The organism is Acidovorax sp. Root267, assembly GCF_001429215.1.
Classification (GTDB): domain Bacteria; phylum Pseudomonadota; class Gammaproteobacteria; order Burkholderiales; family Burkholderiaceae_C; genus Acidovorax; species Acidovorax radicis.
Map to the genome: position 1 here is coordinate 24,292 of NZ_LMJC01000031.1, position 23,651 is coordinate 47,942.

24 protein-coding genes and 2 pseudogenes are annotated in these 23,651 nt (G+C 64.8%); 7 read left to right on the plus strand and 19 right to left on the minus strand.

Features of this window, described 5'->3' with window-relative positions; genetic code table 11:
* Window positions 1-3: 3 nt before the first annotated feature.
* From cyoD to cyoA, 4 genes are all read right to left on the minus strand, one after another.
* A complete protein-coding gene (gene cyoD / locus ASE39_RS20465; protein WP_057272347.1) occupies window positions 4-429 on the minus strand; it encodes a cytochrome o ubiquinol oxidase subunit IV in 426 nt (141 codons plus the stop codon).
* The gene (gene cyoC, locus ASE39_RS20470; protein WP_057272348.1) at window positions 430-1,065 is read right to left on the minus strand and encodes a cytochrome o ubiquinol oxidase subunit III; all 636 of its coding nucleotides are present in this window, start codon (window positions 1,063-1,065) and stop codon (window positions 430-432) included. It abuts the gene before it with no gap.
* Window positions 1,058-3,061: a cytochrome o ubiquinol oxidase subunit I gene (cyoB, locus tag ASE39_RS20475; RefSeq protein ID WP_057223027.1), complete on the minus strand. Its 2,004-nt coding sequence runs from the start codon at window positions 3,059-3,061 to the stop codon at window positions 1,058-1,060. The genes cyoC and cyoB overlap by 8 nt, the downstream gene beginning before the upstream one ends.
* Window positions 3,062-3,126: 65 nt before the next feature.
* Window positions 3,127-4,182 (minus strand): ubiquinol oxidase subunit II, encoded by a 1,056-nt coding sequence (cyoA, locus tag ASE39_RS20480; RefSeq protein WP_057272349.1) that lies wholly within the window; start codon window positions 4,180-4,182, stop codon window positions 3,127-3,129.
* Window positions 4,183-4,432: 250 nt separating this feature from the next.
* On the opposite strand from cyoA, the gene ASE39_RS20485 reads away from it, so the two are divergent.
* The gene (locus ASE39_RS20485) at window positions 4,433-5,773 is read left to right on the plus strand and encodes an MFS transporter (RefSeq protein WP_010460220.1); all 1,341 of its coding nucleotides are present in this window, start codon (window positions 4,433-4,435) and stop codon (window positions 5,771-5,773) included.
* Between the two features lie 127 nt (window positions 5,774-5,900).
* On the opposite strand, the gene tolA is transcribed toward ASE39_RS20485, so the two are convergent.
* From tolA to ASE39_RS20540, 11 genes are all read right to left on the minus strand, one after another.
* On the minus strand, window positions 5,901-6,869 hold the full coding sequence (gene tolA / locus ASE39_RS20490) for a cell envelope integrity protein TolA (RefSeq protein ID WP_010460221.1): 969 nt from the start codon (window positions 6,867-6,869) through the stop codon (window positions 5,901-5,903).
* A gap of 30 nt (window positions 6,870-6,899) precedes the next feature.
* On the minus strand, window positions 6,900-7,328 hold the full coding sequence (locus ASE39_RS20495; protein WP_010460224.1) for an ExbD/TolR family protein: 429 nt from the start codon (window positions 7,326-7,328) through the stop codon (window positions 6,900-6,902).
* A gap of 4 nt (window positions 7,329-7,332) precedes the next feature.
* Window positions 7,333-8,049 carry a protein TolQ gene (gene tolQ, locus ASE39_RS20500; protein ID WP_010460227.1) on the minus strand — a complete coding sequence of 239 codons (717 nt, stop codon included), beginning with the start codon at window positions 8,047-8,049 and terminating at the stop codon, window positions 7,333-7,335.
* Window positions 8,046-8,465, minus strand: coding sequence for a tol-pal system-associated acyl-CoA thioesterase (gene ybgC, locus ASE39_RS20505; RefSeq protein ID WP_057223033.1), 420 nt, complete (start codon window positions 8,463-8,465; stop codon window positions 8,046-8,048). The genes tolQ and ybgC overlap by 4 nt, the downstream gene beginning before the upstream one ends.
* Window positions 8,466-8,471: 6 nt before the next feature.
* Window positions 8,472-9,668 (minus strand): pyridoxal phosphate-dependent aminotransferase, encoded by a 1,197-nt coding sequence (locus ASE39_RS20510; protein ID WP_057272350.1) that lies wholly within the window; start codon window positions 9,666-9,668, stop codon window positions 8,472-8,474.
* A gap of 105 nt (window positions 9,669-9,773) precedes the next feature.
* Window positions 9,774-10,331, minus strand: coding sequence for a transcription antitermination factor NusB (gene nusB, locus ASE39_RS20515; protein ID WP_057272351.1), 558 nt, complete (start codon window positions 10,329-10,331; stop codon window positions 9,774-9,776).
* Window positions 10,328-10,792, minus strand: a complete 465-nt coding sequence (gene ribH / locus ASE39_RS20520) for a 6,7-dimethyl-8-ribityllumazine synthase (RefSeq protein ID WP_057272352.1) — start codon at window positions 10,790-10,792, stop codon at window positions 10,328-10,330. Before ribH ends, nusB begins: the two co-directional genes overlap by 4 nt.
* 14 nt (window positions 10,793-10,806) lie before the next feature.
* On the minus strand, window positions 10,807-11,928 hold the full coding sequence (gene ribBA, locus ASE39_RS20525) for a bifunctional 3,4-dihydroxy-2-butanone-4-phosphate synthase/GTP cyclohydrolase II (protein WP_010460237.1): 1,122 nt from the start codon (window positions 11,926-11,928) through the stop codon (window positions 10,807-10,809).
* Between the two features lie 226 nt (window positions 11,929-12,154).
* Window positions 12,155-12,451: a 2Fe-2S iron-sulfur cluster-binding protein gene (locus ASE39_RS20530; protein WP_057223041.1), complete on the minus strand. Its 297-nt coding sequence runs from the start codon at window positions 12,449-12,451 to the stop codon at window positions 12,155-12,157.
* 31 nt (window positions 12,452-12,482) lie between these two features.
* Window positions 12,483-13,127: a DUF938 domain-containing protein gene (locus ASE39_RS20535; RefSeq protein WP_082615530.1), complete on the minus strand. Its 645-nt coding sequence runs from the start codon at window positions 13,125-13,127 to the stop codon at window positions 12,483-12,485.
* A gap of 569 nt (window positions 13,128-13,696) precedes the next feature.
* On the minus strand, window positions 13,697-13,978 hold the full coding sequence (locus ASE39_RS20540; RefSeq protein WP_057272353.1) for a DUF427 domain-containing protein: 282 nt from the start codon (window positions 13,976-13,978) through the stop codon (window positions 13,697-13,699).
* Between the two features lie 339 nt (window positions 13,979-14,317).
* On the opposite strand from ASE39_RS20540, the gene ASE39_RS20545 reads away from it, so the two are divergent.
* Window positions 14,318-15,226, plus strand: a complete 909-nt coding sequence (locus ASE39_RS20545; RefSeq protein ID WP_057272524.1) for an SDR family NAD(P)-dependent oxidoreductase — start codon at window positions 14,318-14,320, stop codon at window positions 15,224-15,226.
* Between the two features lie 71 nt (window positions 15,227-15,297).
* Window positions 15,298-16,824 (plus strand): glutamate--cysteine ligase, encoded by a 1,527-nt coding sequence (gene gshA / locus ASE39_RS20550; protein ID WP_057272354.1) that lies wholly within the window; start codon window positions 15,298-15,300, stop codon window positions 16,822-16,824.
* Window positions 16,825-16,909: 85 nt separating this feature from the next.
* Here the strand turns inward: gshA and ASE39_RS20555 are convergent, their stop codons facing one another.
* Both ASE39_RS20555 and ASE39_RS20560 read right to left on the minus strand, forming a co-directional pair.
* Window positions 16,910-17,143, minus strand: coding sequence for an oxidoreductase-like domain-containing protein (locus ASE39_RS20555; RefSeq protein WP_057272355.1), 234 nt, complete (start codon window positions 17,141-17,143; stop codon window positions 16,910-16,912).
* Window positions 17,143-17,394, minus strand: coding sequence for a hypothetical protein (locus ASE39_RS20560; RefSeq protein ID WP_029413519.1), 252 nt, complete (start codon window positions 17,392-17,394; stop codon window positions 17,143-17,145). The genes ASE39_RS20555 and ASE39_RS20560 overlap by 1 nt, the downstream gene beginning before the upstream one ends.
* Before the next feature lie 94 nt (window positions 17,395-17,488).
* Here ASE39_RS20560 and ASE39_RS20565 point away from each other — a divergent pair.
* From ASE39_RS20565 to ASE39_RS20585, 4 genes and pseudogenes are all read left to right on the plus strand, one after another.
* Window positions 17,489-18,359, plus strand: a pseudogene (locus tag ASE39_RS20565) (YlqF/YawG family GTPase).
* Window positions 18,360-18,782: 423 nt separating this feature from the next.
* Window positions 18,783-19,790 (plus strand): tripartite tricarboxylate transporter substrate binding protein, encoded by a 1,008-nt coding sequence (locus ASE39_RS20570; RefSeq protein ID WP_082615531.1) that lies wholly within the window; start codon window positions 18,783-18,785, stop codon window positions 19,788-19,790.
* Window positions 19,791-19,837: 47 nt separating this feature from the next.
* Window positions 19,838-20,340 (plus strand): annotated as a pseudogene (locus ASE39_RS26100) (ribosome biogenesis GTPase YlqF); the annotation flags it as partial.
* A 121-nt stretch (window positions 20,341-20,461) separates the two neighbouring features.
* Window positions 20,462-22,759, plus strand: a complete 2,298-nt coding sequence (locus tag ASE39_RS20585) for a GGDEF domain-containing phosphodiesterase (RefSeq protein ID WP_029413526.1) — start codon at window positions 20,462-20,464, stop codon at window positions 22,757-22,759.
* A 103-nt stretch (window positions 22,760-22,862) separates the two neighbouring features.
* On the opposite strand, the gene ASE39_RS26930 is transcribed toward ASE39_RS20585, so the two are convergent.
* Together ASE39_RS26930 and ASE39_RS20590 are read right to left on the minus strand one after the other, a co-directional pair.
* On the minus strand, window positions 22,863-23,006 hold the full coding sequence (locus tag ASE39_RS26930) for a hypothetical protein (RefSeq protein ID WP_010460267.1): 144 nt from the start codon (window positions 23,004-23,006) through the stop codon (window positions 22,863-22,865).
* An 85-nt stretch (window positions 23,007-23,091) separates the two neighbouring features.
* Window positions 23,092-23,541 carry a RidA family protein gene (locus tag ASE39_RS20590; RefSeq protein WP_010460269.1) on the minus strand — a complete coding sequence of 150 codons (450 nt, stop codon included), beginning with the start codon at window positions 23,539-23,541 and terminating at the stop codon, window positions 23,092-23,094.
* Window positions 23,542-23,651 lie beyond the last annotated feature (110 nt).

Consider the following 23,651-nt stretch of genomic DNA (forward strand, 5'->3'; position numbering starts at 1 on the left):
GTGTCAAGGCCTGGAGTGCCCCGGCGCTTCATGCGTTGGGGGCGTGGGTGTGGGATGCTCGGGCATCATGTTCGCGTTCATGTGGAACATGACCCACAGCGTGCCGCTGATGGCGATGGCCACAAACACCACGGTGAAGATGGTGGACAGCAGGGTCCAGCCGCCTTCGGCTTTGCCGTTCATGTGCAGGAAACACACCATGTGCACCAGGATCTGGATCACGGCGAAACCGCCCAGCACCAGCACGGCGGTGTTGCGGTCGGCGATCACCTTGGCCATGACCAGCCAGAACGGGATGGCCGTAAGGATGATCGAGAGCACGAAGCCAACCATGTAGCCCGAGAAGGTGCTGTGTGGGCCGTCATCACCGTGGTGATCGTCGTCATGCCCATGGGCATCGTGTGCGTGTGTTGTGTGTTGTGCGCTCATTTACAGCACCCCCGTCAGGTACACAAAAGTGAAGACACCGATCCAGACCACGTCCAGAAAATGCCAGAACATCGACAGGCACATCAGCCGGCGCGTGTTTGCAGGGATCAGGCCGTGTTTGCCGATCTGCACCATCAGCACCACCAGCCAGATCAGGCCGAAAGTGACGTGCAGCCCGTGGGTGCCCACCAGCGTGAAAAAGGCCGACAGGAAGGCGCTGCGCTGGGGCGTGGCGCCCTGGTGGATGAGGTGGGCGAACTCATAGAGTTCGAGGCCCAGGAAGCACAGGCCGAAGAAGCCTGTGACGGCCAGCCACAGCAGCGTGCCTTTCACATCCTTTTGCTGCTTGCGCAGCATGGCAAAGCCGAAGGTGATGGACGACAGCAGCAGGAAGGCCGTGTTGACGGCCACCAGCGTCAGATCGAACAGCTGCGCGCCGGTGGGGCCGGCCGCATAGCTGCGGCCCAGCACGCCGTAGGTGGCAAACAGGGCAGCAAAGATGAGGCAGTCGCTCATCAGGTAGAGCCAGAAGCCCAGGGCGGTGCCGTTTTCGGGATGGGGCTCGTGCGCGAGGTGGTAGTCGCGCGGGGCCAGGGCGCCTGCGGCGGCGCCAGCGTTGAGGCGGAGTTCAGACATGGCGGGCCAATTGAAGTGTGCGGGCTTTTTCTGTGGCAATCACGTCGGATGCCGGGATGTAGAAGTCACGCTTGTAGTTGAACGTGTGGATGATCGAGGCCAGCAGCAGCATCGCAAACGACACGCCCGCGAGCAGCCACATGTGCCAGATCAGTGCAAAGCCAAAGGCCAGCGACAGGGCCGAGATCACGGCGCCCGAGCCAGTGTTGGCGGGCATGTGGATGGGCGCAAAGCCGGTGAGTGGGCGCTCGTAGCCGTGCTTCTTCATGTCCCACCAGGCATCGATCTCGTGCACCACGGGGGTGAAGGCGAAGTTGTAGTCGGGCGGTGGCGACGAGGTGGCCCATTCCAGCGTGCGTGCATCCCACGGGTCGCCCGTGTGGTCGCGCAGCTGGTCGCGCTTGAGGTAGCTCACCACAATCTGGATCAGGAAGCAGGCAATGCCCGCAGCAATCATCGCGGCACCGATGGCGGCGATCACGAACCAGATCTGGAGGGACTGGTCTTCAAAGTGGTTGGCACGGCGCGTGACGCCCATCAGGCCCAGCACATACAACGGGCCGAACGCCACCCAGAAACCCACCACCCACAGCCAGAAGGAGCGCACGCCCCAGGTGCGGTCGAGCTTGTAGCCAAAAGCCTTGGGGTACCAGTAGTTGATGCCGGCAAACAGGCCGAACAAAACGCCGCCGATGATCACGTTGTGGAAGTGGGCGATCAGGAACAGGCTGTTGTGCAGCACGAAGTCGGCCGGGGGCACGGCCAGCAGCACGCCGGTCATGCCACCGATGGCAAAGGTCACCATGAAGGCCACGGTCCACATCATGGGCAGCTCGAAACGGATGCGGCCCTTGTACATGGTGAACAGCCAGTTGAAGATCTTCGCGCCCGTGGGGATCGAGATGATCATCGTCGTGATGCCGAAGAAGGTGTTCACGCTCGCGCCCGAGCCCATCGTGAAGAAGTGGTGCAGCCACACCAGGTACGACAGGATGGTGATCACCACCGTGGCGTAGACCATCGAGGTGTAGCCGAACAGGCGCTTCTTGCAGAACGTGGCCACCACTTCGGAGAAGATGCCGAAGCAGGGCAGGATCAGGATGTACACCTCGGGGTGGCCCCAGATCCAGATCAGGTTCACGTACAGCATGGCGTTGCCGCCCAGGTCGTTCGTGAAGAAGTTGGTGCCAACATAGCGGTCCAGCGACATCAGCACCAGCGCGGCCGTGAGCACGGGGAACGAGGCCACGATCAGCGCGTTGGTGCACAGGGCGGTCCAGGTGAAGACGGGCATCCTCATCAGGTTCATGCCGGGTGCGCGCATCTTGATGATGGTGACGATCAGGTTGATGCCCGAGAGCGTGGTGCCCACCCCCGCAATCTGCAGGGCCCAGATGTAGTAATCGAGCCCCACGCCGGGGTCTTGCGCCCCCAGGTTGGACAAGGCCAGCCAGCCGGAGGTGGAGAACTCGCCCAGGAAGAGCGACACCATCACCAGGATGGCACCGGCTGTGGTCATCCAGAAGCTGAAGTTGTTGAGGAACGGGAAGGACACGTCGCGCGCGCCGATCTGCAGCGGCACGAGGTAGTTCATGAGGCCCGTGACCAGCGGCATGGCCACGAAGAAGATCATGATCACGCCGTGGGCGGTGAAGATCTGGTCATAGTGGTGGGGCGGCAGATAGCCCATGTTGTCGCCAAAGGCCATGGCCTGCTGCAGGCGCATCATCACGGCGTCGGCAAAGCCGCGCAGCAGCATCACGAGGCCCAGGATCATGTACATGATCCCGATCTTCTTGTGGTCGATGCTGCAGATCCAGTCGCGCCACAGGGTGCCCCACAGGCGGAACTTGGTGATGGCGGCCATCACGGCCAGGCCACCCAGCACGGTGGCGATAAAGGTCCACAACACGATGGGCTCGTGTGCCATCGGTATGGAATCCCAGGTGATTCGGCCCAGGGCCCAATGGGGTGCGGTAACAGGTGCGGAGGACATAGGGAGTCTCTTTGATATGCCGGTGCCCGCGTGCGCGGCTGCCGGCATGGCAGGTCAAGGGCGGATCATTGGGCGGAGTTGGCGCGCGGCGCGTTGCGTGCTTCCAGGCTCGCCACCACCTGGGCGGCGTTCTGCGAGGTGCACACGTCCTGCGGCAGGTTCAGGCCCACAGCGCGCACATAGGCGTCGCCACCGTTCTCGTCGATGGCCATCATGTGGTGCATGCACATCTTGCCGTCCTCGACGCAGCGGTTCAGCACCTTGTCGTACAGGCCGTCTTCCACGCTGGCAAAGCGCTGCACGGGGTCCCGCTCGCTGGGCTTGGCCAGATCCATGTAGGTTTTGCGCGTGAGTGGCTTGCCTTCGGACTTGTTTCTGGCCACCCACTGCTCGAAGTCGCCCTGGCTCAGGCCGTGGAACTTGAAGGTCATGCCCGAGAAGCCCGCGCCGCTGTAGTGCGAGGACATTCCCTTGTACACGCCTGGTTGGTTGATCACGGCGTTCAGCTCGGTCTGCATGCCGGGCATCGCGTAGATCATGCCCGCCAGGTCCGGCACGTAGAACGCGTTCATCGTGGACGTGGCCGTGAGCTTGAACAGGATGGGGCGGTCGATCGGCGCGGCCAATTCATTCACCGTGGCAATGCCCAGTTCGGGGTAGAAGAACAGCCACTTCCAGTCCATGGCCACCACCTGCACCTCCAGAGGAGTGGATTGGGCGTCCAGCGGTTTGGTGGCCGAGATGCGGTCCAGGGGGCGGTAGGGGTCGAGCTTGTGGGTGCCGATCCAGGTCAGTGCGCCCAGGGCAATGATGATCAAGAGCGGCACGGTCCAGATCACCAGCTCCAGCGTGGTGGAATGGTGCCAGTCGGGGTCGTAGTCGGCCTCGGTGTTGGCGGTGTTGTTCTGGCGGTATTTCCAGGCAAACCACAGGGTGAGAGCGATCACCGGCACGATGATGATCAGCATCAGCAGCGTGGCCTGGATGACCATATGCCCTTGCTGGGCAGCGATGTCGCCGGCAGGATTGAGGACGACCGCCTTGCTGCAGCCGGCCAGGCTGCCCAGGGCAGCCATGGCGGCGAGCCAGGCAGGCACGCGGGGTAAAGGTAGTTTGGACATGGGGCAGGCGCAACCGAGGCGTTTAAGGGTAAACGCGGATAACGAAGTGCCGTCGAATGTAATAGCTCTAGCTTTTTTGTACATTGGACATTTTGTCCAAGGTCAACAATAGGTGCCCCATTTCGGTGCGCCTTCTCTTTTTGGTTCGGCGCCGTCCTGCAGGCGCCATAGTGAAACTGCACTTGTCCCGAATCAAACTTGCGTGTAGAACCAGAATGTCTTATCCAAACAACGACAAGGAGCCCTGTTCATGAGCAGCCCCGCCTCTGCCACTTACCCTGCGGCCGGCTTTGAAGAAAGCCCCGCCTCTCTCTCGCGGGCTGATACCCATGAAGACGTGACCCCCAGCGAAATTGCGGTGGGTGTGATCATCGGACGGTCGTCCGAGTACTTCGATTTCTTCGTATTCGGGATTGCCTGCGTTCTCGTCTTCCCGCCTTTCCTGTTTCCGTTCCTGTCGCGCCTGGATGGCACGCTGATGTCGTTTGCGCTGTTGGCCGTTGCTTTTGTGGTCCGGCCCGTCGGCACGGCCATTTCCATGGCCATCCAGCGGCGCTGGGGCCGGGGCACCAAGCTGACCATTGCACTGTTCCTGTTGGGCGTGTGCACGGTCGGGATGGCGTTTTTGCCGGGCTACAAGGATGCTGGCCTGACCGCCGTGGTGGCGCTGCTGATTCTGCGCATTGGCCAGGGTCTGGCACTCGGCGGCTCGTGGGACGGCCTGCCGTCGCTGCTGGCCATGTCGGCACCCAAGGAGCGCCGGGGCTGGTTTGCCATGATCGGGCAGCTGGGTGCGCCGGTCGGGTTTGTGCTGGCGGCGGGTCTGTTTGCCTATCTGTACAGCAGCCTCAGCGTGCAGGAATTTCTGGCCTGGGGCTGGCGCTATCCCTTCTTCGTGGCTTTTGCCGTGAACGTGGTGGCCCTGTTTGCCCGCCTGCGCCTGGTGGTGGGGCAGTCGTACGCCGAACTGCTGCAAGACCGTGAGCTGCAGCCTGTGCCCGTCAGCCGCGTGATGCGCGACGAAGGCAGCAATGTGCTTTTGGGTGCTTTTGCCGCGCTGGCCAGCTTTGCGCTGTTCCACCTGGTCACGGTGTTCCCCCTGTCGTGGATCACCCTGTACTCGGACCAGCCGGTGACCCAGATTCTGGGCGTGCAGATCGTGGGTGCCTTCCTGGCGGCCGGAGCCATCATGGTCTCGGGCTGGCTGTCAGACCACCTGGGCCGCCGCAAGCTGCTGGGCGGCATGGCGGTGCTGATCGGTGTGTTCAGTTTCATGGCCCCCGTGCTGCTCAACTCCGGCGAGGTGGGCAGCACCATGTTCCTGCTGCTGGGCTTTGTGCTGCTGGGGCTGTCGTACGGCCAGGCGTCTGGCACGGTCACGGCCAACTTTTCTCCCCAATACCGCTACACGGGCGCCGCCCTGTCGGCCGACCTGGCCTGGATCATTGGCGCTGCTTTTGCACCCCTTGTCGCCCTGTACCTGTCGGCCCAGTTTGGATTGCTGGCCGTGACGGTGTACCTGCTGTCGGGTGTGGCCTGCACTCTTGGAGCGCTGAATTTGAACCGGCGCATGGAGCGCCGCGACCGGTAGGGGTGGCAGATGTTTTGCTATTAAATGCATAGCTATCTGCGCTTGACTATCAAGCGCTAGAGGTCAAAAAAAGCCAAAAAAAGCGCCCGGTACTTCCGGGCGCTTTTTTCGGGGCTTTGAACAGGCTCTAGTCCTGTGGTCTGAAACCAATGGTCAGAGAAGACGGCACGCGTCCATCCACATCGCGCGGCAGGGTCTCGGTCTTGTCCAGCGCGCGCAGCACGGCCTCGTCCCAGGCCTTGTTGCCGCTCGACTGCACAAGCCGTTTGCCCACGATGGTGCCGTCGGGCGAGAGGCGCACTTCCACCTCGGCACGCGGGTTGCCCGAGATCGCGTCGGGGTACACGATGTTGGGCTTGACCTTGGCCGCCACCTTGCCGCCGTAGCCGCCTGACGGGCCTGCACTGCGCTGGGCTGTGCCCGTGGCGGTTTCTCCCCCCGTCGCCCCTGCCATGCCCTGGATGCGGCGCAGGTTGGCTTCGCGCTGTTCTGCCAGCTGTTTGGCGTCGGCTTCGGATTTGCGCTTGGCGGCGTCGTCCGCCTTGCGCTTGTCTTCGGCCAGCTTCTTTTGCTTGTCCTGCTCGGCTTTCTTCTGCTCGGCCAGCTGTTTTTCGCGCTGTTCCTTTTCCTTGTCTTTTTCCTTTTGCAGGCGCTCTTTCTTCTCCTGCTCCAGGCGGTCGCGGCGCTCGTCTTCCTTGCGTTCGCGTTCACGCTTGTCGCGCTCTTGCTGCTGTTCGCGCGCCTTCTTTTCCTGTTCCAGGCGCTTTTTCTCGCGTTCGATGGCGATGTCGGCCTCGCGGGTGTCGGGCGGCTCCACAGCGCGCGGGGGCGGTGGTGGGGGCGGAGCAGGCGGACGCACTTCCGGTGGGGCGGGCGGTGGCGGCGGGGGCTCAACGGCACGCGCCGCCGCCTGCTGGGGCACCGCTGCCCACAGTTCGGCTTCCACCGCAGGCTGGTCGGCGCTGTTCTTCCAGTTCACGCCCCAGGTGAGTGCGCCGATGAGCACGACATGCACGAGCACCGCCAGCGTGATGGCACGCAAGCGTGCCGGGGGCCGGGGCGGGGAAAACTGGTCGCGGTCGTTGTGGGCGTGCATGGGCTTGAGAGCGGCTGGCGAGAGTTCGGTTCAACCGCCCTGTTTGACGGAAAGCCCTACGCGTTGCACACCCGCCTTTTGCAAGGCATCCATGGCCTTCACCACGTTTTCGTACTGCACGCCCTTGTCGGCGCTGATGACCACCGCACTGGCGCTGTCGGCCCCCTGGGCCTTCTGCCAACGGCTGGCGGCATCGCCGATCTCGCGCTGGTTCAGGCTGCGTGTGGCTTCGGGCGTCTTGAACTGCAGCGATCCGTCCTTGTTGACGATGACCTGGGCCACCACCTTGGGCATGTTCTTGCCTTTGCCCACGCTGGGCACATCGACAACGCCCGGCGTCAGCATGGGCGCCGTCACCATGAAGATGATGAGCAGCACCAGCATGACGTCGATGAACGGGACCATGTTGATCTCGTTGATGGTGCGGCGGCCTCGACCGCGGGATGCCATGGCGGGCATGGTGTCAGTGCCCCGAGGCCGTGTGGCCGGTGGTGGGCGCTGGCTGGGCGCCCAGGTTGCGCTGAAGAATGTTGGAGAACTCTTCGATGAAGGTCTCCTGGTGCGTGGCCACCCTGTCAATGTCGCGGGCAAAGCGGTTGTAGGCGATCACGGCCGGGATGGCCGCGAACAGGCCAATGGCGGTGGCCACCAGGGCTTCCGCGATGCCGGGGGCCACCGTGGCCAGCGTGACCTGCTCCATGCCCGCAAAGCCGGTGAACGCATGCATGATGCCCCACACGGTGCCAAACAGGCCCACATATGGCGAGACCGAGCCCACCGAAGCCAGGAACGACAGGCTCGACTCCACCACATCCATCTCGCGCTGGAAGCTCGCGCGCATGGCGCGGCGTGCGCCGTCGAGCAGGGTGCCGGGGTCCACGATGCGGCGCTCACGCAGTTTTTGGTATTCACGCATGCCGCTGGCGAAGATGCGCTCCATGGGGCCTGCCTGCCTGGAGTTTTGTGCGGCACTGGCGTACAGGTCATTGAGGCTGGTGCCGGACCAGAACTCGCGCTCGAAGTCTTCGTTCAAGGTCTTGACGCGCTTGAGCGAAAACAGCTTGCGGAAGATGGCGGCCCAGCTGGCGACCGATACGCCGAGCAACAGCAGCATGACGAGTTGCACCACCCAGCTGGCGTGCAGCACCAGGGAGATGATGGACATGTTTTGGGAGTTCATGGTGTGAGTTGTTCCAGGAGGGGGCTCGGAATTCTTGCGGGGCGCATGGTGGCGGCATCGACCCATCCGATGCGGATGGTGCCTTCGGTCAGCAGCAACGGGGCTTGTTCGGTCATCTGCTCTGGTTTCAGGAGCGCACGCTGCACTATTGTCAACGATGCGCGGCCGGTGGCCTGCAGGGCGGCGGTAACAATCAGTTCATCGTCCAGCCGTGCGGGGCGGTGGTAGCGCAGCTGCGCATCGGTTACGACAAACATGCCGCCGGTTTGTTCCTTGAGCCGCTGTTGCCCCACGCCCAGCGAGCGCAGCCATTCACTGCGCGCACGCTCAAAGAACTTGAGGTAGTTGGCATAGAACACGATGCCACCGGCATCGGTGTCCTCCCAGTAGACGCGAATCGGGAACTCGAACGCCATCGCGCGTTACCCCAGCACGCTGCGCAGCCGCGCCACCGACTCCTGCAGCTGCGCCATGGAATTGGCGGTGGAAAAACGGACAAAGCGTTCCGGCTCGGCGGTGCCAAAGTCGCGCCCTGGCGTTACCGCGATGTGCGCGCGGCGCATCAGCTCAAACGCAAAGTCCCAGCTGCAGTTCTTGCCAGAGGCGACGCCCAGGCGCTCGGCGGCTTGCGTGCAGTCCGCCCAGGCGTAGAAGGCCCCGTCGGGCATCACTGGCACTGAAAGGCCCAGCGATTGCAGGGCCGGGATGAAGTAGTCGCGCCGCGCCTTGAATTCGGCGCGGCGGCGTTCGTATTCGGCAATGCTCTCGGCCTCGAAGCAGGCCAGCGCCGCGTGTTGCGACACGGTGCTGGCGCAAATGAACAGGTTTTGTGCCAGGCGTTCGACCACCGGCACCATGGCCTCTGGCACCACCATCCAGCCCAGGCGCCAGCCGGTCATGTTGAAGTACTTGCTGAAGCTGTTGATGCTGATGATGTTGTCGTCGATGGCCAGTGCGGTGTGGCCAAACTCTTCCTCGTACGACAGGCCCAGGTAGATCTCATCGATCATCGTGATGCCGTCGTGTGCGCGCACCACCTCATGGATGCGGCGCAGCTCATCGGGCGCAATCGAGGTGCCCGTGGGGTTTGATGGAGATGCCAGCAACACCCCCCGCGTCTTCTTGCCCCAGGCCGCGCGCACCTTGTCGGCGCTCAGCTGGTAGCGCTCGGCCGCCGTGGTGGGCAGCAGCACGGCCTTGCCTTCTGCGGCGCTCACGAAATGGCGGTTGCAGGGGTAGCTCGGGTCGGGCATCAGGATTTCGTCGCCCGACTCGATGAGCGCCAGGCACGCGAGCTGCAGCGCGGCCGATGCGCCCGCCGTCACCACGATGCGGCGTGCGGGCACGTTCACGCCAAAGCGGCTCTGGTACCAGCCGCTGATGCGCTCGCGCAAGGCGTCCAGGCCCAATGCATTGGTGTATTGCGTGGCGCCGCTGTGCACGGCGCGGGCTGCGGCCTCCTGCACCAGCGGCGGGGCGGTGAAGTCCGGCTCGCCGATGTTCAGAAAAATCATCGGTTCGCGCGTGCCTGCCACCTCGCGGGCCAGGGCCTGCGCGGCCTTGGCCACTTCCATCACGTAGAACGGTTCGATGCGCTCGGCGCGCGTGGAAAACTTCATGGGAAGGTGTCCTGCCCGAGCGGGTCGGGTGTTGCTCGGAAACTCAAGGGGGAGGGCACCGGGCGTGGCGGCAGATGGCACGCTCCGGAGCGGGCGGCGGTGCGCTCAGGCTTCGTCAACGGGCGCGGAGGGCGCGGTGCCCGAGGCCTTGTCGGCTGCGACTTCCAGCGTGCGCAGCTTGGGGGCCAGGCCGTTGAGCACGGCATTCACGTACTTGTGGCCATCGGTGCCGCCAAACTCTTTGGCAAGCTCAATGCATTCGTTGAGCACCACGCGCCAGGGCACGTCCAGGCAGTGCTGAAACTCGTACACGCCGATCCACATCACCGCATGTTCGATGGGCGAAATCTCGGCCATCTTGCGGTCCAGCAGCGGGGTGATCAGCGCATCCAGGTCAGCGGCGGTGTTGATGCAGCCGTGCAGCAGCGCGTCGTAATGCACCGAGTCGGCCTTGTGAAAGCCCGCCAGGTCGCGCGTGAATGCGTCGATGGCTTCGGGCGTGTTGCCGCCCACCAGGTGCTGGTACAGGGCCTGCAGCGCGAATTCGCGTGCGCGGCTGCGGTTGGACTTGGAGGCCGCCTTGCGCACGCCCGTGCTCTTGAGCCCGGTGCGCACTTGCTTCGGGGGCCGTGCCGACGACGGCGTGGGGGTGTTTTCGCTCATGACAGTTCGTCCAGCAGGTTGGCCATTTCCACCGCAACGCGGGCGGCATCGGTGCCTTTTTCGGTCTGGCGGGCGATGGCCTGCTCGAGGTTTTCGGTGGTGATGATGGCGTTGGCAATCGGGATCTGGTAGTCCAGCGACAGGCGGGTCACGCCCGCGCCGGATTCATTGGCCACCAGTTCGAAGTGGTAGGTCTCGCCACGGATGATGCAGCCCAGCGCAATCAGTGCGTCGTACTCATCGCTTTCGGCCATGGTCTGCAAGGCCACGGGCACTTCCAGTGCGCCAGGCACCAGCACGTGCTTGATGTGCTTTTCCTGCACGCCCAGGGCCAGCAGCTCGGCACGGCATGCCGCGGCCAACGTGTTGGTGATGCTCTCGTTGAAGCGGGCCTGCACGATGCCGATGTGCAGTTTCTTGCCGTCCAGGCGGTCTGCGGTGCCTTTTTCTGCGCCAAACATAGTGGTATTGCTCTTTATTCTTTGGGGATGAAACCGGTGATTTCGAGGCCGTAGCCGGTCATGCTGGGCATGCGGCGCGGCTGGCCCATGAGGGCCATCTTGTGCACGCCACATTCGCGCAGGATCTGTGCGCCCACGCCATAGGTGCGCAGGTCCATGCGGCCGCGTTCGGGCGCCTGGGCGGAGCGGGCCGTGCCTTCAAACTGCGCCAGCAGCTGGCCCGCGCTTTCGCCACAGTTGAGCAGCACGGCCACGCCCTTGCCTTGTGCGTTGAGGTATTGCAGGCTGGTGTCCAGGCCCCACGAGTGCATGGAGCGGTTGATTTCGAGTGCATCGAACACCGACAGGGGCTCGTGCACCCGCACGGGCACCACGTCGTCGGCGCTCCACTGGCCCTTGACCAGCGCCAGGTGCACGGCCTGGCTGGGCTTGTCGCGGAAGGCATGGGCGGTGAACTCGCCGTAGGCGGTTTGCAGCGTGCGCTGGCCCACTTTTTCGACCAGCGTTTCATTGCGGCTGCGGTGCTCGATCAGGTCGGCGATGGTGCCGATCTTGAGGCCGTGCTCGGCGGCAAACAGCTGCAGATCGGGCAGGCGGGCCATGGTGCCATCGTCCTTCATGATCTCGCAGATCACCGACGCAGGGCTGCAGCCGGCCATGGCAGCCAGGTCGCAACCGGCTTCGGTATGGCCTGCACGCATCAGCACGCCACCGTCCACCGCCTGCAGCGGGAAGATGTGGCCGGGCTGCACCAGGTCGGAGGGCTGGCTGCCACGGGCCACCGCCACCTGCACGGTGCGGGCACGGTCGGCGGCTGAGATGCCGGTGGTCACTCCCTCGGCGGCCTCGATGGAGACGGTGAAGGCCGTGCTGTATACGGTGCCGTTGCGTGCGGCCATGGGGGGGAGCTTCAGGAACTCGCAGCGCTCGCGGCTCAATGTCAGGCAGATCAGGCCCCGGCCGAAGCGGGCCATGAAGTTGATGGCCTCGGGCGTCACATGGTCGGCGGCCAGGACCAGGTCGCCTTCGTTTTCGCGGTCTTCTTCATCCACCAGGATGACGATGCGCCCGGCGCGCATCTCGGCCACGATGTCCTCGACGGGGGAGATCGGCACGGGGGTGAGGGGGGAGGTCATGGAAGGCTTGAGCTTTCAGAGGGGGCCGCTGGCGATTTGCCTGCTGGCGGTGTGCTGCAGCACAGGTTCCCGTGGCCGAAGGCGGTGGTGCCCCCAAGAAACCAACCCAAAGAACATGCGATGCGGCGCTGCCGCACGTCAAAGGGGCATCTTGCCCCCGAAGGCGTGGATTTTAGTGCACCGGGGCCCGGTTCGTATCCGAACGGGGTTGTGTGCCTGACGCAGATCAGATGGCACTGCCTTGCAGAACGACGTCCGACGCAGGATAGGCCACGCAGGGCAGCACGCAGCCTTCTTCCTTTTCTTCGGCCGTCAGGCCCGGCCATTCGATGGCATAGCGCACGCTGCCTTCCACCAGCTGGCCGATGCAGGTGCGGCAGGTGCCGTTGCGGCAGGAGCTGGGCCAGTCGATGCCGCCTTGCTCCAGCGACAGCAGCAGGGGCTGCTCGGGCCAGGCGTCGCATTGTTGGCCGTCGGGTTCGACCTTGGCGATGAAGAAGGGGGCGGCGGTCGGGGTGCTCATGGGGCAGTTCCGTCAGAAGAAAAGAAGTTGGTCAGGCCGCAGTGGCGGGTGGGGCGCTGGTCCACACCAGCAGCAGGTTGTTGGCCGGCATCGCATGCCGTGCGGCCAGCTGCAGGCCGGCCTGGGCGGCCACAGCGGCCACGTCGTCGATGTGGCGGATGCCCCAGCTGGCGTCCTGCGCGCGCAGGCTGGTGTCAAAGGCCAGGTTGCCCGGGGCCGTGGGCACGCCGTCTTCCAGGTAGGGGCCGTAGGTGACCAGGCAGCCACCCGGCGCCAGGTGCCGGGCGGCGCCTTGCATCAGCCCCGCGCAGCAGGCCCAGGGGGCGATGTGCAGCATGTTGGCGCAGTAGATCAGGTTAAACGAGGCGGCGCCAAACGCCGGGCCCTCGCTGGGCCACGGGCTTTGCAGCACATCCAGCCGCAGCGGCGCCCGCACGTTGGCGGCGCCGGCCTGGGTGGCCCAGCCGGTGATCGAGCCAAAGTGGGTGGCCTGCTGGTCGGTGGGCTGCCAGGTCCAGCCGGGCAGGGCGGCGGCAAAGTGTGCGGCATGCTGGCCGGTGCCGCTGGCAATCTCCAGCGCGGCGCCGGCGGGCGGCAGCAGGGCCAGCAGCTGCGCCAGGATGGGGCCCTGGTTGCGTTCGGCGGCAGGGCTGTGCTGGAGTGGAGGGATGGGCACGGGGAATTTCTGAGTGTTTTTTGCCGCTGGCGCTTGTCTATAAAGCGCTGGTAGCTATGAAATAAAGAGCATTCCGAAGAGCGCCGACGTGGACTGTACCGCAGGCGCCTTGCCCGTACGGTGTTGCCTATTTTTTAAGCGGTACAAGGAGTTTCCTTGTAAATCAATGACTTAAGACTGTCATACAAAGCTTGTGCAAGGTTATCCACACCATTGTCCAGTGTCGGCAGGGATAACCGGGGGTTTTGGGGAGGCTCTGCAAGGTGTCGGAGGGCGGATCAGAACAGATATCCGTATTGCCTGTTTTTTAAGCGTTACAAAGATAGTCCTTGTAAATCAATCACTTAAAGCTGTCATACAAGGCTTATCCAAGGTTATCCACACCATTGTCCAGTGCAGGCTGGGATAACCATCGCCATGATTTTGTGTGCTGCCTAAAAATGAGGCATCGCAGGGTGTGCCCTTACAAATCAAGCACTTGGCACTGTCATACAAGGCTTGTCAAAACTTATCCACATGATTGTCCAGTGCTGGCAGGGATAACCCGCGGGCCCTGGGCTGCGGGTGGCTCAGGCGGAAACCTTCACGCCCTTCCAGAACGCCACACGGCCTTTGATTTCTTCGGCTTCGGGCTTGGGGTCGGCATAGAACCAGGCGGCGTCGGCGTTCATTTCGCCGTTGACCAGCAGCGACAGGTAGCTGGCCTGGCCCTTCCAATGGCAGGTGGTCTTGTGGTTGCTGAAGGTGAAGTAGTCGCGGTGGAGCGCACTTTCGGGGAAGTAGTGGTTGCCTTCCACCACCACGGTGTCGTCGCTCTCGGCAACTACCACGTCGTTCCAGACTGCTTTCATGGGAAATCCTTGGTAAAAATGGTCGCTGGCGCTTGATGGATAAGCGCTGATAGCTATGAAATTGTGAGCAATCGGGTGCCGCAGCAGGTGCTGCGCCCGAGGAGGGTGTGCGAGGCCAATTATTCCCAATGCGCCGTGCCCGTGCACGCGGTACCTGACGACGCAGGGTTTTGGGCGCAGTGCGCGCCCTTGCATTCATTCAGTCGCGTGTGCAACCGGTGACCTGTGCCGCGTGGCTTACAGTGCAGCGCGCGGCGCCAGCACATTGGGGCAGGCTGCCGGATGCTTTTCTATTCCACCGATGGGTGGACCCACCAAGACAACAGGAGCACCTTCACCATGGGTATTGATTTCAAAGGCCGCGTGGCCATCGTGACGGGCGCCGGCGGCGGCCTGGGCCGCCAGCATGCGCTGGCGCTGGCGGCGCGAGGTGCCAAGGTGCTGGTCAACGACCTGGGCGGTGCGGTGGACGGCAGCGGTGCCACCGTGGGAGCCGCGCAGGCCGTGGTCGATGAGATCCGCGCGGCGGGCGGTGAGGCGCTGGCCAATGGCGCGTCCGTCACCGACTTCGCCGCGGTGGAGGCCATGGTGCAGCAGGCCATCGATGCCTGGGGCCGGGTGGACATCCTGATCAACAACGCGGGCATCCTGCGCGACAAGTCGTTCTCGAAGATGGGCATGGACGACTTCCGCCTGGTGGTGGACGTGCACCTGATGGGGGCCGCCCACTGCTGCAAGGCCGTGTGGCCGCACATGGTGGCGCAGCAGTACGGCCGCATCGTCATGACCACGTCGTCCACCGGCCTGTACGGCAACTTTGGCCAGAGCAACTATGGCGCCGCCAAGCTGGCCCAGGTGGGGCTGATGCAGACCCTGGCCATCGAAGGCGCCAAGTACAACATCCACGTGAACGCCCTGGCGCCCACGGCCGCCACGCGCATGACCGAAGGCCTGATGCCCCAGGAGGTGCTGGACGCCCTCAAGCCCGAGGCCGTGGTGCCCGCCATGCTGGTGCTGGCCCATGAAAGCGCCCCCACGCGCACCATCCTGTGTGCGGGCGCGGGCACCTTCGAGGCGGCCCACATCACCCTGACGCAGGGCATTCATCTGGGCATCGGTGCCGACGTGCCCGAGCAGCTGGCGGCCCGCCTGGCCGAGGTGACCGAGCGCGCGGGTGACCAGGTACCACAAAGTGGCGCCGCCCAGGGCACCAACGAGGTTGGACGCGCTTTGGCCGCAAGGGCTTGACGCCCCTCTGGGCGGGCCAGCGCCCAACGTGCTAAGTTCCGGGCCGACAGAAGTTGGATCGGTATAAACATATGAGCAAATTGCACGAGAGACTGGCCGCCTACCCGGCGGACGCCCTGGGGGGGATTCGCCGCGGCATTGAAAAGGAAGGGCTGCGGGTGTTGCCCACCGGCGGCCTGGCCCTCACGCCGCACCCGCTGGCGCTGGGCTCGGCCCTCACACACCCGCTGATCACCACCGATTACAGCGAGTCGCAGCTCGAACTCATCACCGGCGCTCGCAAGGGCGTGCACGAATGCCTCGATGAGCTGACCGAGGTGCACCAGTTTGTGCACCACACCCTCAAAGACAGCGGCGGCGAGCTGCTGTGGGCCTCCAGCATGCCCTGCGGCCTGCCCACCGACGAGACGATTCCGATTGGCCGCTATGGCAGCTCCAATGTGGGCCGCGCCAAGAGCGTGTACCGCATGGGCCTGGGCCACCGCTATGGCCGCCGCATGCAGACCATCTCGGGCATTCACTACAACTGGTCGCTGCCGGGTGTGGACAGCGAGCAGTATTTTTCGCTGATCCGCAACTTCCGCCGGCACGCGTTTGTGCTGCTGTACCTGTTTGGCGCTTCCCCCGCGCTGTGCCCCTGTTTTGTGGAAGGGCGCGAGCACCGCCTGCAGCGCATGGAGGGCGGCAGCGCGCTGTACCTGCCCCACGCCACCTCACTGCGCATGGGGCGCTTGGGCTACCAGAGCGACGCGCAGGCCACGCTGGCCGTGAGCTACAACGGCCTCGCGGGCTACGCCAACTCGCTGCACGAAGCACTGACCAAGCCGTACCCCGCCTACGAAACCGTGGGCGTGCGCAACCCGGGCGGCGACTACAACCAGCTGGGCACCAGCCTGCTGCAGATCGAGAACGAGTTCTACGGCACTATCCGCCCCAAGCGCACCGTGCGCACCGGCGAGCGCCCGCTGCATGCGCTGCGCGAACGCGGCGTCGAATACGTCGAAGTGCGCCTGATGGACCTGGACCCGTTTGTGCCCGTGGGCATCACGGCGCCCACCATGCGCCTGCTGGATGTGTTCTTGCTGCACTGCCTGCTGTCCGACAGCCCGCCCGACACACCGGCCGAAATTGCCGAGCTCAAGCAGAACCAGCACCTCACGGCCGAGCGGGGCCGCGAGCCCGGCTTGCAGCTTTCGCGCAACGGCCAGAGTGTGTTGCTGACCGAATGGGGCGCCGAAGTGCTGGCCGCGTGTGCGCCTTTGGCTGCCGCGCTGGACGCCACCCATGGCACGGATGACTACAGCGCCGCGCTGCGCGACGCCCGCGCGCTGATGTCTGCGCCCGAGCGCACACCGTCAGCCCGCGTGCTCGACAGCATCGTGGGCGAGCATCACCACAGCTTTGAGTCTTTTGCCCGCCAGCAATCCATCGCGGCGCGTGACGCACTGCTGGGCCTGCCGTGGACGGCCGAGCAGCAGGCACGTTACCTGGCGATGGCGGATGAATCGATTGCCGCGCAGAAGGCCATCGAGGCGGCGGACACACTGCCGTTTGAGGAATGGCGCGAGCAGTACATGTCGGTGAAGGAACTCGGGTGATGCGGCACGCAGGCTGCGTTCACTCCTGATTTGATAGCTTCTTGCGCTTATTCATAAAGCGCTAGAGGCCAATTAGGCTTGAAATTCAGCCCTCCAGCCGCAGCAGCGCCTCTTGTCGCCAGTATTCTGCGGCGTGCAGAAACCCCTCCCAGACGCAGCCATTGCAGCCACGTCCGCAGCAGGTGGTGGGCTCGGGCGGTGGGTTGCGCAGCGTGATGCCGGCCTGCGCGGCGCGTTGTTGCAACGACTGAAACATTTGCTGCGCGGAGGCCCCGTCAACAGCCTGGGCTAGGGCGGGTGTGCTGGCGCTGGGCAACATCACGGCTGGCGGCGCGCGGCCTTGGCGCGGCGCATGCCGTACTGCACCCCGAACGCAATGCCCAGCACGAGCGCAAACCAGCCCACCAGGGCCGCCTGGCCCATGAGATCGCGCACGCTGGCGGAGCGCGCCACATAGGGCGCCAGCAGGATGACCAGGCCAATCAGTGCGCAGGTCACGCCCTTGAACAGCACTTCCTTGTCGGCCTTGCTGGCGGTGGCTTTGCGCGGGGTGTCGAGAGGTGCTGGCATGGAGGTCAAATAACGCGGTGGCGTGGGCAAGTGAGGACCGCGATTATCCTTGCCACCCTCAGACAGTATCGAAAACACAAGAAAGTACCCCCGCATGGCCATCCAGTGGTTCCCCGGTCACATGCACCTGACCCGTAAAGCCATCACCGAACGCATCAAGGACATTGACGTGGTGATCGAGGTGCTGGACGCGCGCCTGCCCGGCTCCAGCGCCAACCCGCTGCTGGCCGAGATCACGGGCCACAAGCCCACGCTCAAGGTGCTCAACAAGCAGGACGTGGCCGACGCAGACCGCACGGCGCTGTGGGTGGACTGGTACAACGCCCAGAGCGACACGCGTGCCTTGCCGCTCGATGCGTCGGACCCGGCCCCCACGCGCAAGCTGATTGACGCCTGCCACCTGCTGTCGCCCAACCGGGGCGGCATGGCCAAGCCCATGCGCGTGCTGATCTGCGGGCATCACGCTGGCCGACGACTTCTACCTGTGGGACACGCCCGGCATGCTGTGGCCGCGCATCATCGTGCCCGAAAGTGGCTACAACCTGGCCGCCAGCGGCGCCGTGGGCCGCAATGCCTACGACGAGGAACTGGTGGCGCTGGAGCTGCTGCGCCGCCTGCAGCAGAACTACGCCCCGTTGTTGGAGGCGCGCTACAAGCTGGGCCTGCCGCAGGGGGCTGTGGCATCCATGCACGACGAAGAGCTGCTCGAAGCCATTGGCCGCAAACGCGGCGCCATGCTGGGCGGTGGCAGGGTCAACCTGCAAAAGACGGCAGAGATCGTGATGACGGACTTCCGCACCGCCATCCTGGGGCGCGTGACCTTGGAGACGCCAACCGAGTTTGAAGCGTGGAGAGCTGCGGGCCTGGCCGAAGACGCCAAGCGCCAGGCCAAGAAAGACGCGCGCACCCACTCCAAGGGCAAGGGCTCCGGCGTGCGTGAACCGTCGTCCGGCGATGCGCCATAAAGCCGGTTCATCGCCCGGCAGCACTGTGAGCGCGCTGAACTGATAGTACAACCCCCGGAGGGTGCGCATGGCATCCACAGTCGTTGCCATTGGCCCGCATGGGTCAGTCGGGACAGCTGTGGTCAGGTGTCGTCCAAGGCGCCCGGTCACAGTGAGGGCCAGGGGCTGTGCACATCGGTGTTTGCCATGGCAGCTGCCACGCGGGCCGCACCGCGTCCGCACCCACTCCCACACCAGTGGATATAGGGAAAACCTGCTGGCCGCCTGCTAGGAGATATGACATCGTATCTCTGCTCGCCCGCGTGACGCCCTGATACCTCCGTCGTGAAGCAGGGCGCCACGCACCGGCGCCGCAGTGCTGTGCACCGCCGACTCGCAGGCCCTGCGATCGCGGTGACGATAACAACGACCGGGATTTTGTTCATGCAAACTTTGAGTGCAGTAGCGTGCGTGGTAGCCGCTTTGTCCGTGTGTTTCTCCGCGCCTGCCATGGCGCAGGAGACCTGGCCCACCAAGCCTTTGCGCCTGATCATCCCCTTCCCGGCAGGTGGGAGCAGCGACCAGCTGGGTCGGTTGATGGCCAAGGAGTTGGGGCTCAAGCTGGGGCAGCCGGTGCAGGTGGAAAACACCGACAGCAAAGGCACCAAAGCCGCCGCTGGTGCCGCGCCGGATGGCTACACGCTGGTGCTGTCTGGCGTGGGGACCAATGCCATCAGCCATGCCCTCAATCCCCGGCTCGACTACGACTCCCTCAAGGACTTCGTGCACATCTCCCAGCTGTCCGAAGGCCCTAACGTTTTGGTCGTGGGCGCGGATTCGCCGCTCAAATCCCTGCAGGAGCTGATTACGGTGGGCAAGGCCCAGCCTGGCAAACTCACCTATGCGCAAGTGCATGCGTCGTCAGGGCACCTGGCGATGGAGTTGCTCAAGCAAACCATCAGCACCTGCGTGAACGGAGCATCCGGCACGCGCAACTGCACGACGCTGGGGCTGACCGGGGTGCCGTTCACCGGCGCCAAGCCCGCGTTGGATGCGGTGATGGACAACAAGGCAGGCATGATGTTCACCAATCTGGACGCCGTGGCCCCCCATGTGCGCAGCGGCAAACTCCGCGCGCTGGCGGTCACCAGCCTGTTCAGAAATCCGCAACTCCCTGACGTGCCCAGCATCTCGGAAGTGGGTTATCCGGGCTTCAAGGCCGTGTCGTGGGTGGGCATCTCTGCCCCCGCAGGCACACCCGCCGCCGTGGTGGGGCGGCTGGAAAAAGAGATGGATAGCGCTTTCAAGGCGTCCGAGACCCGCAAGCAGCTGGAGGCGCAGGGCCTGGTGGTTGTCGTATCACGGTCTGCGGAATACACCGATTTCATTCGCAGGGAAATGGAGCGTTGGCGCAGGGTGGTGAAGGTGGCCGGCATTCAGACGCCCTCATAGCACTTGTCGGCATTGCCTCGGTGGTGCGAATCGAGAACCACCGGTAGCTGTGGGTGGATTGGTACAACGCCCAGAGCGACACGCGCGCCTTGCCGCCCGATGCCTCGGACCCGGCCCCCACGCGCAAGCTGATTGACGCCTGCCACCTGCTGTCGCCCAACCGGGGCGGCATGGCCAAGCCCATGCGCGTGCTGATCTGCGGCGACGAAGCGGGCATCACCAAGCTGGAGGCGCGCCACAAGCTGGGCCTGCCCGAGGGGGCCGTGGCCGCCCACGACGAAGAGCTGCTCGAAGCCATTGGCCGCAAACGCGCGGCGCCATGCTGGGCGGTGGCAGGGTCAACCTGCAAAAGACGGCCGAGATCGTGGTGACCGACTTCCGCACCGCCATCCTCGGGCGCATCACGCTGGAAACCCCGGTGGAGTTTGAAGCCTGGCGTGACGCAGGGCTTGCCGAAGACGCCAAGCGCCAGGCCAAGAAGGACGCGCGCACCAAAGCCCAGGGCAAGGGCTCGGGCGTGCGCGAGCCTGCAGCGGGCGACAGCGAGTAAGCCGGAAAAAGCGCATTGCAGGGCGGGCATCGGCCTGTGCCTGCCCGGCGGTGGACATCGAAGACTCGATAGTCGCGATGTATCGGGTTACTATGCCAGCCTGGCTGTCACCGCCTTCACCATGCGCCCTGTTGACCCTTCCTGGCCTCCCGAGCGAGACGATGCCACCACTGAGCAGTTGGTGCGCGCCGGCTCATGGACGGTCATGCTCACGGGCACCCTCATTGCGGCCCTGCTGCTGCTGGACCGGCCCCTTTCCTGGACCCACGTGCTGCTCAATCTGGGCGCGGGCGCGATGGGCGGCATAGCGGTGCTGCTGGGCCGCTTGCACCGCTGGCACCAGGCTGCGCTGGTACTGATCTGGGGGGTGTGGGGCGTGGTCTCGGTGGTGGCCGCGACCAATGGGGGGTTGCGTGGCCCCAACCTGCTCAATTTCCCGGTGCTGATCGTGTTTGCCGGGTGGATCCTGGGGGCGCGGCCCACACTGATACTGACCGGTACCACGGGGGTGTTGTTCCTGTTGTTTGTCTGGGCGGACCTGCACGGCTGGCTGCCCCCGGCGCGTTATGGCAACCGGCTGGCGTATGTGGCCTACCTGAGCGGAATACTGGCGGTGACGGCCGCTGCGACCTTGCTGTCGCGGCGCAGCTACCTGCGCCGCGTGCAGGAGGCGCGGCACACGGCATCGAGCCTGGCCACCACCGATGCCGAGCTGCGCAAGCTGCAGCGGGCCGTGGAGCAGAGCCCCGAGAGCATCGTCATCACCGACCTGGAAGGGCGCATCGAATATGTCAATGCCGCCTTCCTCGTCCGCACGGGGTATGCCCGCGACGAGGCACTGGGCCAGCTGTCGGCCCAGATCTCCAGCAACGGCCTGACGCCAGCGCAGCTACAGGGGCTGCGCGATACGCTGGCGCGCGGCGAGAACTGGGCGGGTGAGCAGGTCAACCGCCGCAAGGACGGCGCCGAGATTGCCGAGGCCGTGGTGGTGGCCCCCATCCGCCAGCCCGATGGCCACGTCACCCACTATGTGGAGCTCAAGCAGGACGTCACCGAACGCAAGCGCGCTGCGCGCGAGATCCACCGCCTGGCGCATTTCGACAGCCTCACCAGCCTGCCCAACCGCTTCACGCTGATGGAGCGGCTGTCCGCGCTGCAGGGGCGCCGGGGCCGGGCGCCCACCACGCAGCACGCGCTGCTGCTCTTGGACCTGGACCGCTTCACCACCTTCAACGATGCGCGCGGCAGCGATGCGGGCGACCGCCTGCTGTGTGCCGTGGCGCTGCGCCTGTCCGAGATCCTTCCTGCCCAGGGCCTGCTCGTGCGCGTGGCGGGCGACGAATTTGCGGTGGTGCTCCACAGCCTGGGCGCAGATGCCTCGCTGGCCGGCCGGCATGCCCTGGCCTTTGCCGAAAAGTTGCAGTCCGCGCTGCTGAGGCCGTTGCGCCTGCAGGACAACGATGCCGAAGAGGCCCAGCTGGGCGCGAGCGTGGGCATCACGCTCTATCCGCAGAGTGCCAACGATGTCGCGCACGATGCCCTGCGCCGCGCGGGCACCGCACTGCACCGTGCCAAGCAGGCAGGTGGCGGGCGTGCGGCCTTCTTCGAGCAAGGCATGGGGGAGGCGGCCGAGCAGCGCTTTCGCGTGGAGCGCGAACTGCGCCAGGCCATCGGAGCGAACGAGTTGCGCCTGTACCTGCAGTCGCAGGTGGACGTGCAGGGCCAGCTCACCGGCGCCGAGGTGCTGGTGCGCTGGCAGCATCCGCGCGACGGCCTGGTGGCGCCCGGGGTGTTCATCCCCGTGGCCGAAGAGTCTGACCTCATCGTGAGCCTGGGCGGCTGGGTGCTCACCCATGCCTGCGCACTGCTGGCGCAGCCCGTGTTTCAGGAGCGCCGGTTGCGGCTGTCGGTCAACCTGAGTGCCCGGCAGTTCCGGCAGGCGGGGTTTGTGCCGCAGCTGCGCGCCATCCTGGCCGCCACCGGTGCCGACCCGCGCCTGCTGACGCTGGAGGTGACCGAAGGCCTGGTGATCGACGATTTTGACGACGCGGTGGCCAAGATGCACGAACTGGCGGCGCTGGGGGTGGACATGTCGCTGGACGACTTTGGCACGGGCTATTCGTCGCTGGCCTACCTCAAGCGCTTGCCGATCCAGGAGATCAAGATCGACCGCTCCTTCGTGCGCGACGCACCGACCAATGCCGACGATGGCGTGCTGGTGGAGGGCATCCTGTCGGTGGCCCGCCACTTTGGTCTGCGTGTGGTGGCCGAGGGCGTCGAGACCCGCGAGCAGGCAGACTTCCTGAGCCAGCGTGCGCCCGACATCGTGTACCAGGGCTACCTCTTCGGGCGACCCGAGCCCGATACCGACTGGATCGCCCGTGCGGTGCAGACGGACGCGACAAGCACCCAGAGCTGAAGCAGAAAATCCAAATGAAAATAGCTGCTAGCGCTTGATGGTAGAGCGCTAGCAGCTATTGATGTGATAGCAAGCAGGTTGTGGGCGCATGCGCGCCACTGCGTTACTTGTTCTTTTCTTTGCCACGCGGAATGACGGAGGTCACCGGTGGCATGGGGCGGTCAGAGCCACCGCTTTCCTTGGGCAGCGAATTGTCCTTCTTGGGTTTCTTCGCCATCTTGTTGCTGCGTTGTTCGCCTTTTGCCATAGGGCCTCCTGTAAAGGTCTCGGAATGGGACCGTGCCGGCATGGTACGTCACAAACGGGGCGCTTTCGCGGTCACCTTTGCGGTCTCACGCGGGCACTACCGCCGTGGCCTCGATTTCTATCAGCATGCCGTCGAGCGCCAGCCGGGGCACCGGGATCAGGGTGCAGGCCGGTGCCGCCCCATCGGGCCACAGGCTGCGCGCCGCCTGGCTGAACAGCGCCAGCCGCTGTTCGGTGTGGTCGACCACCAATACCGTGAGTTTGGCCACGTCGTGCACGCTGGCCCCTGCGCCTGCCAGCGCCATGCGCAGGTTGGTGAATGCCTGGCGCAACTGCTCGCCAAAGTCGGGGACCAGCTGGCCCGCCGCGTTTTCGCCGCCCTGGCCCGCTACAAAGACGGTGCGCGACTGGGCGGGCGCCACCACCACATGGGTATAGCCATTGGCGCGTGGGTCGTACAGGCCGGGAGGGTTGATGAAGCGGAGTTTGGAAGCGGCCGTGGCAGGGCGCAGGGTCGTTGCGGAATCAGGGCGCATGGTGCAGAAGTCCAGAAGTGGGAGATAACGGTGAAACCAAAAGCGGAATTGCCGAGAAAACCTGGGCGGCCGCCGCAGGAGCGGCGGCTTCACTGGTTTCGTGGGCTAGT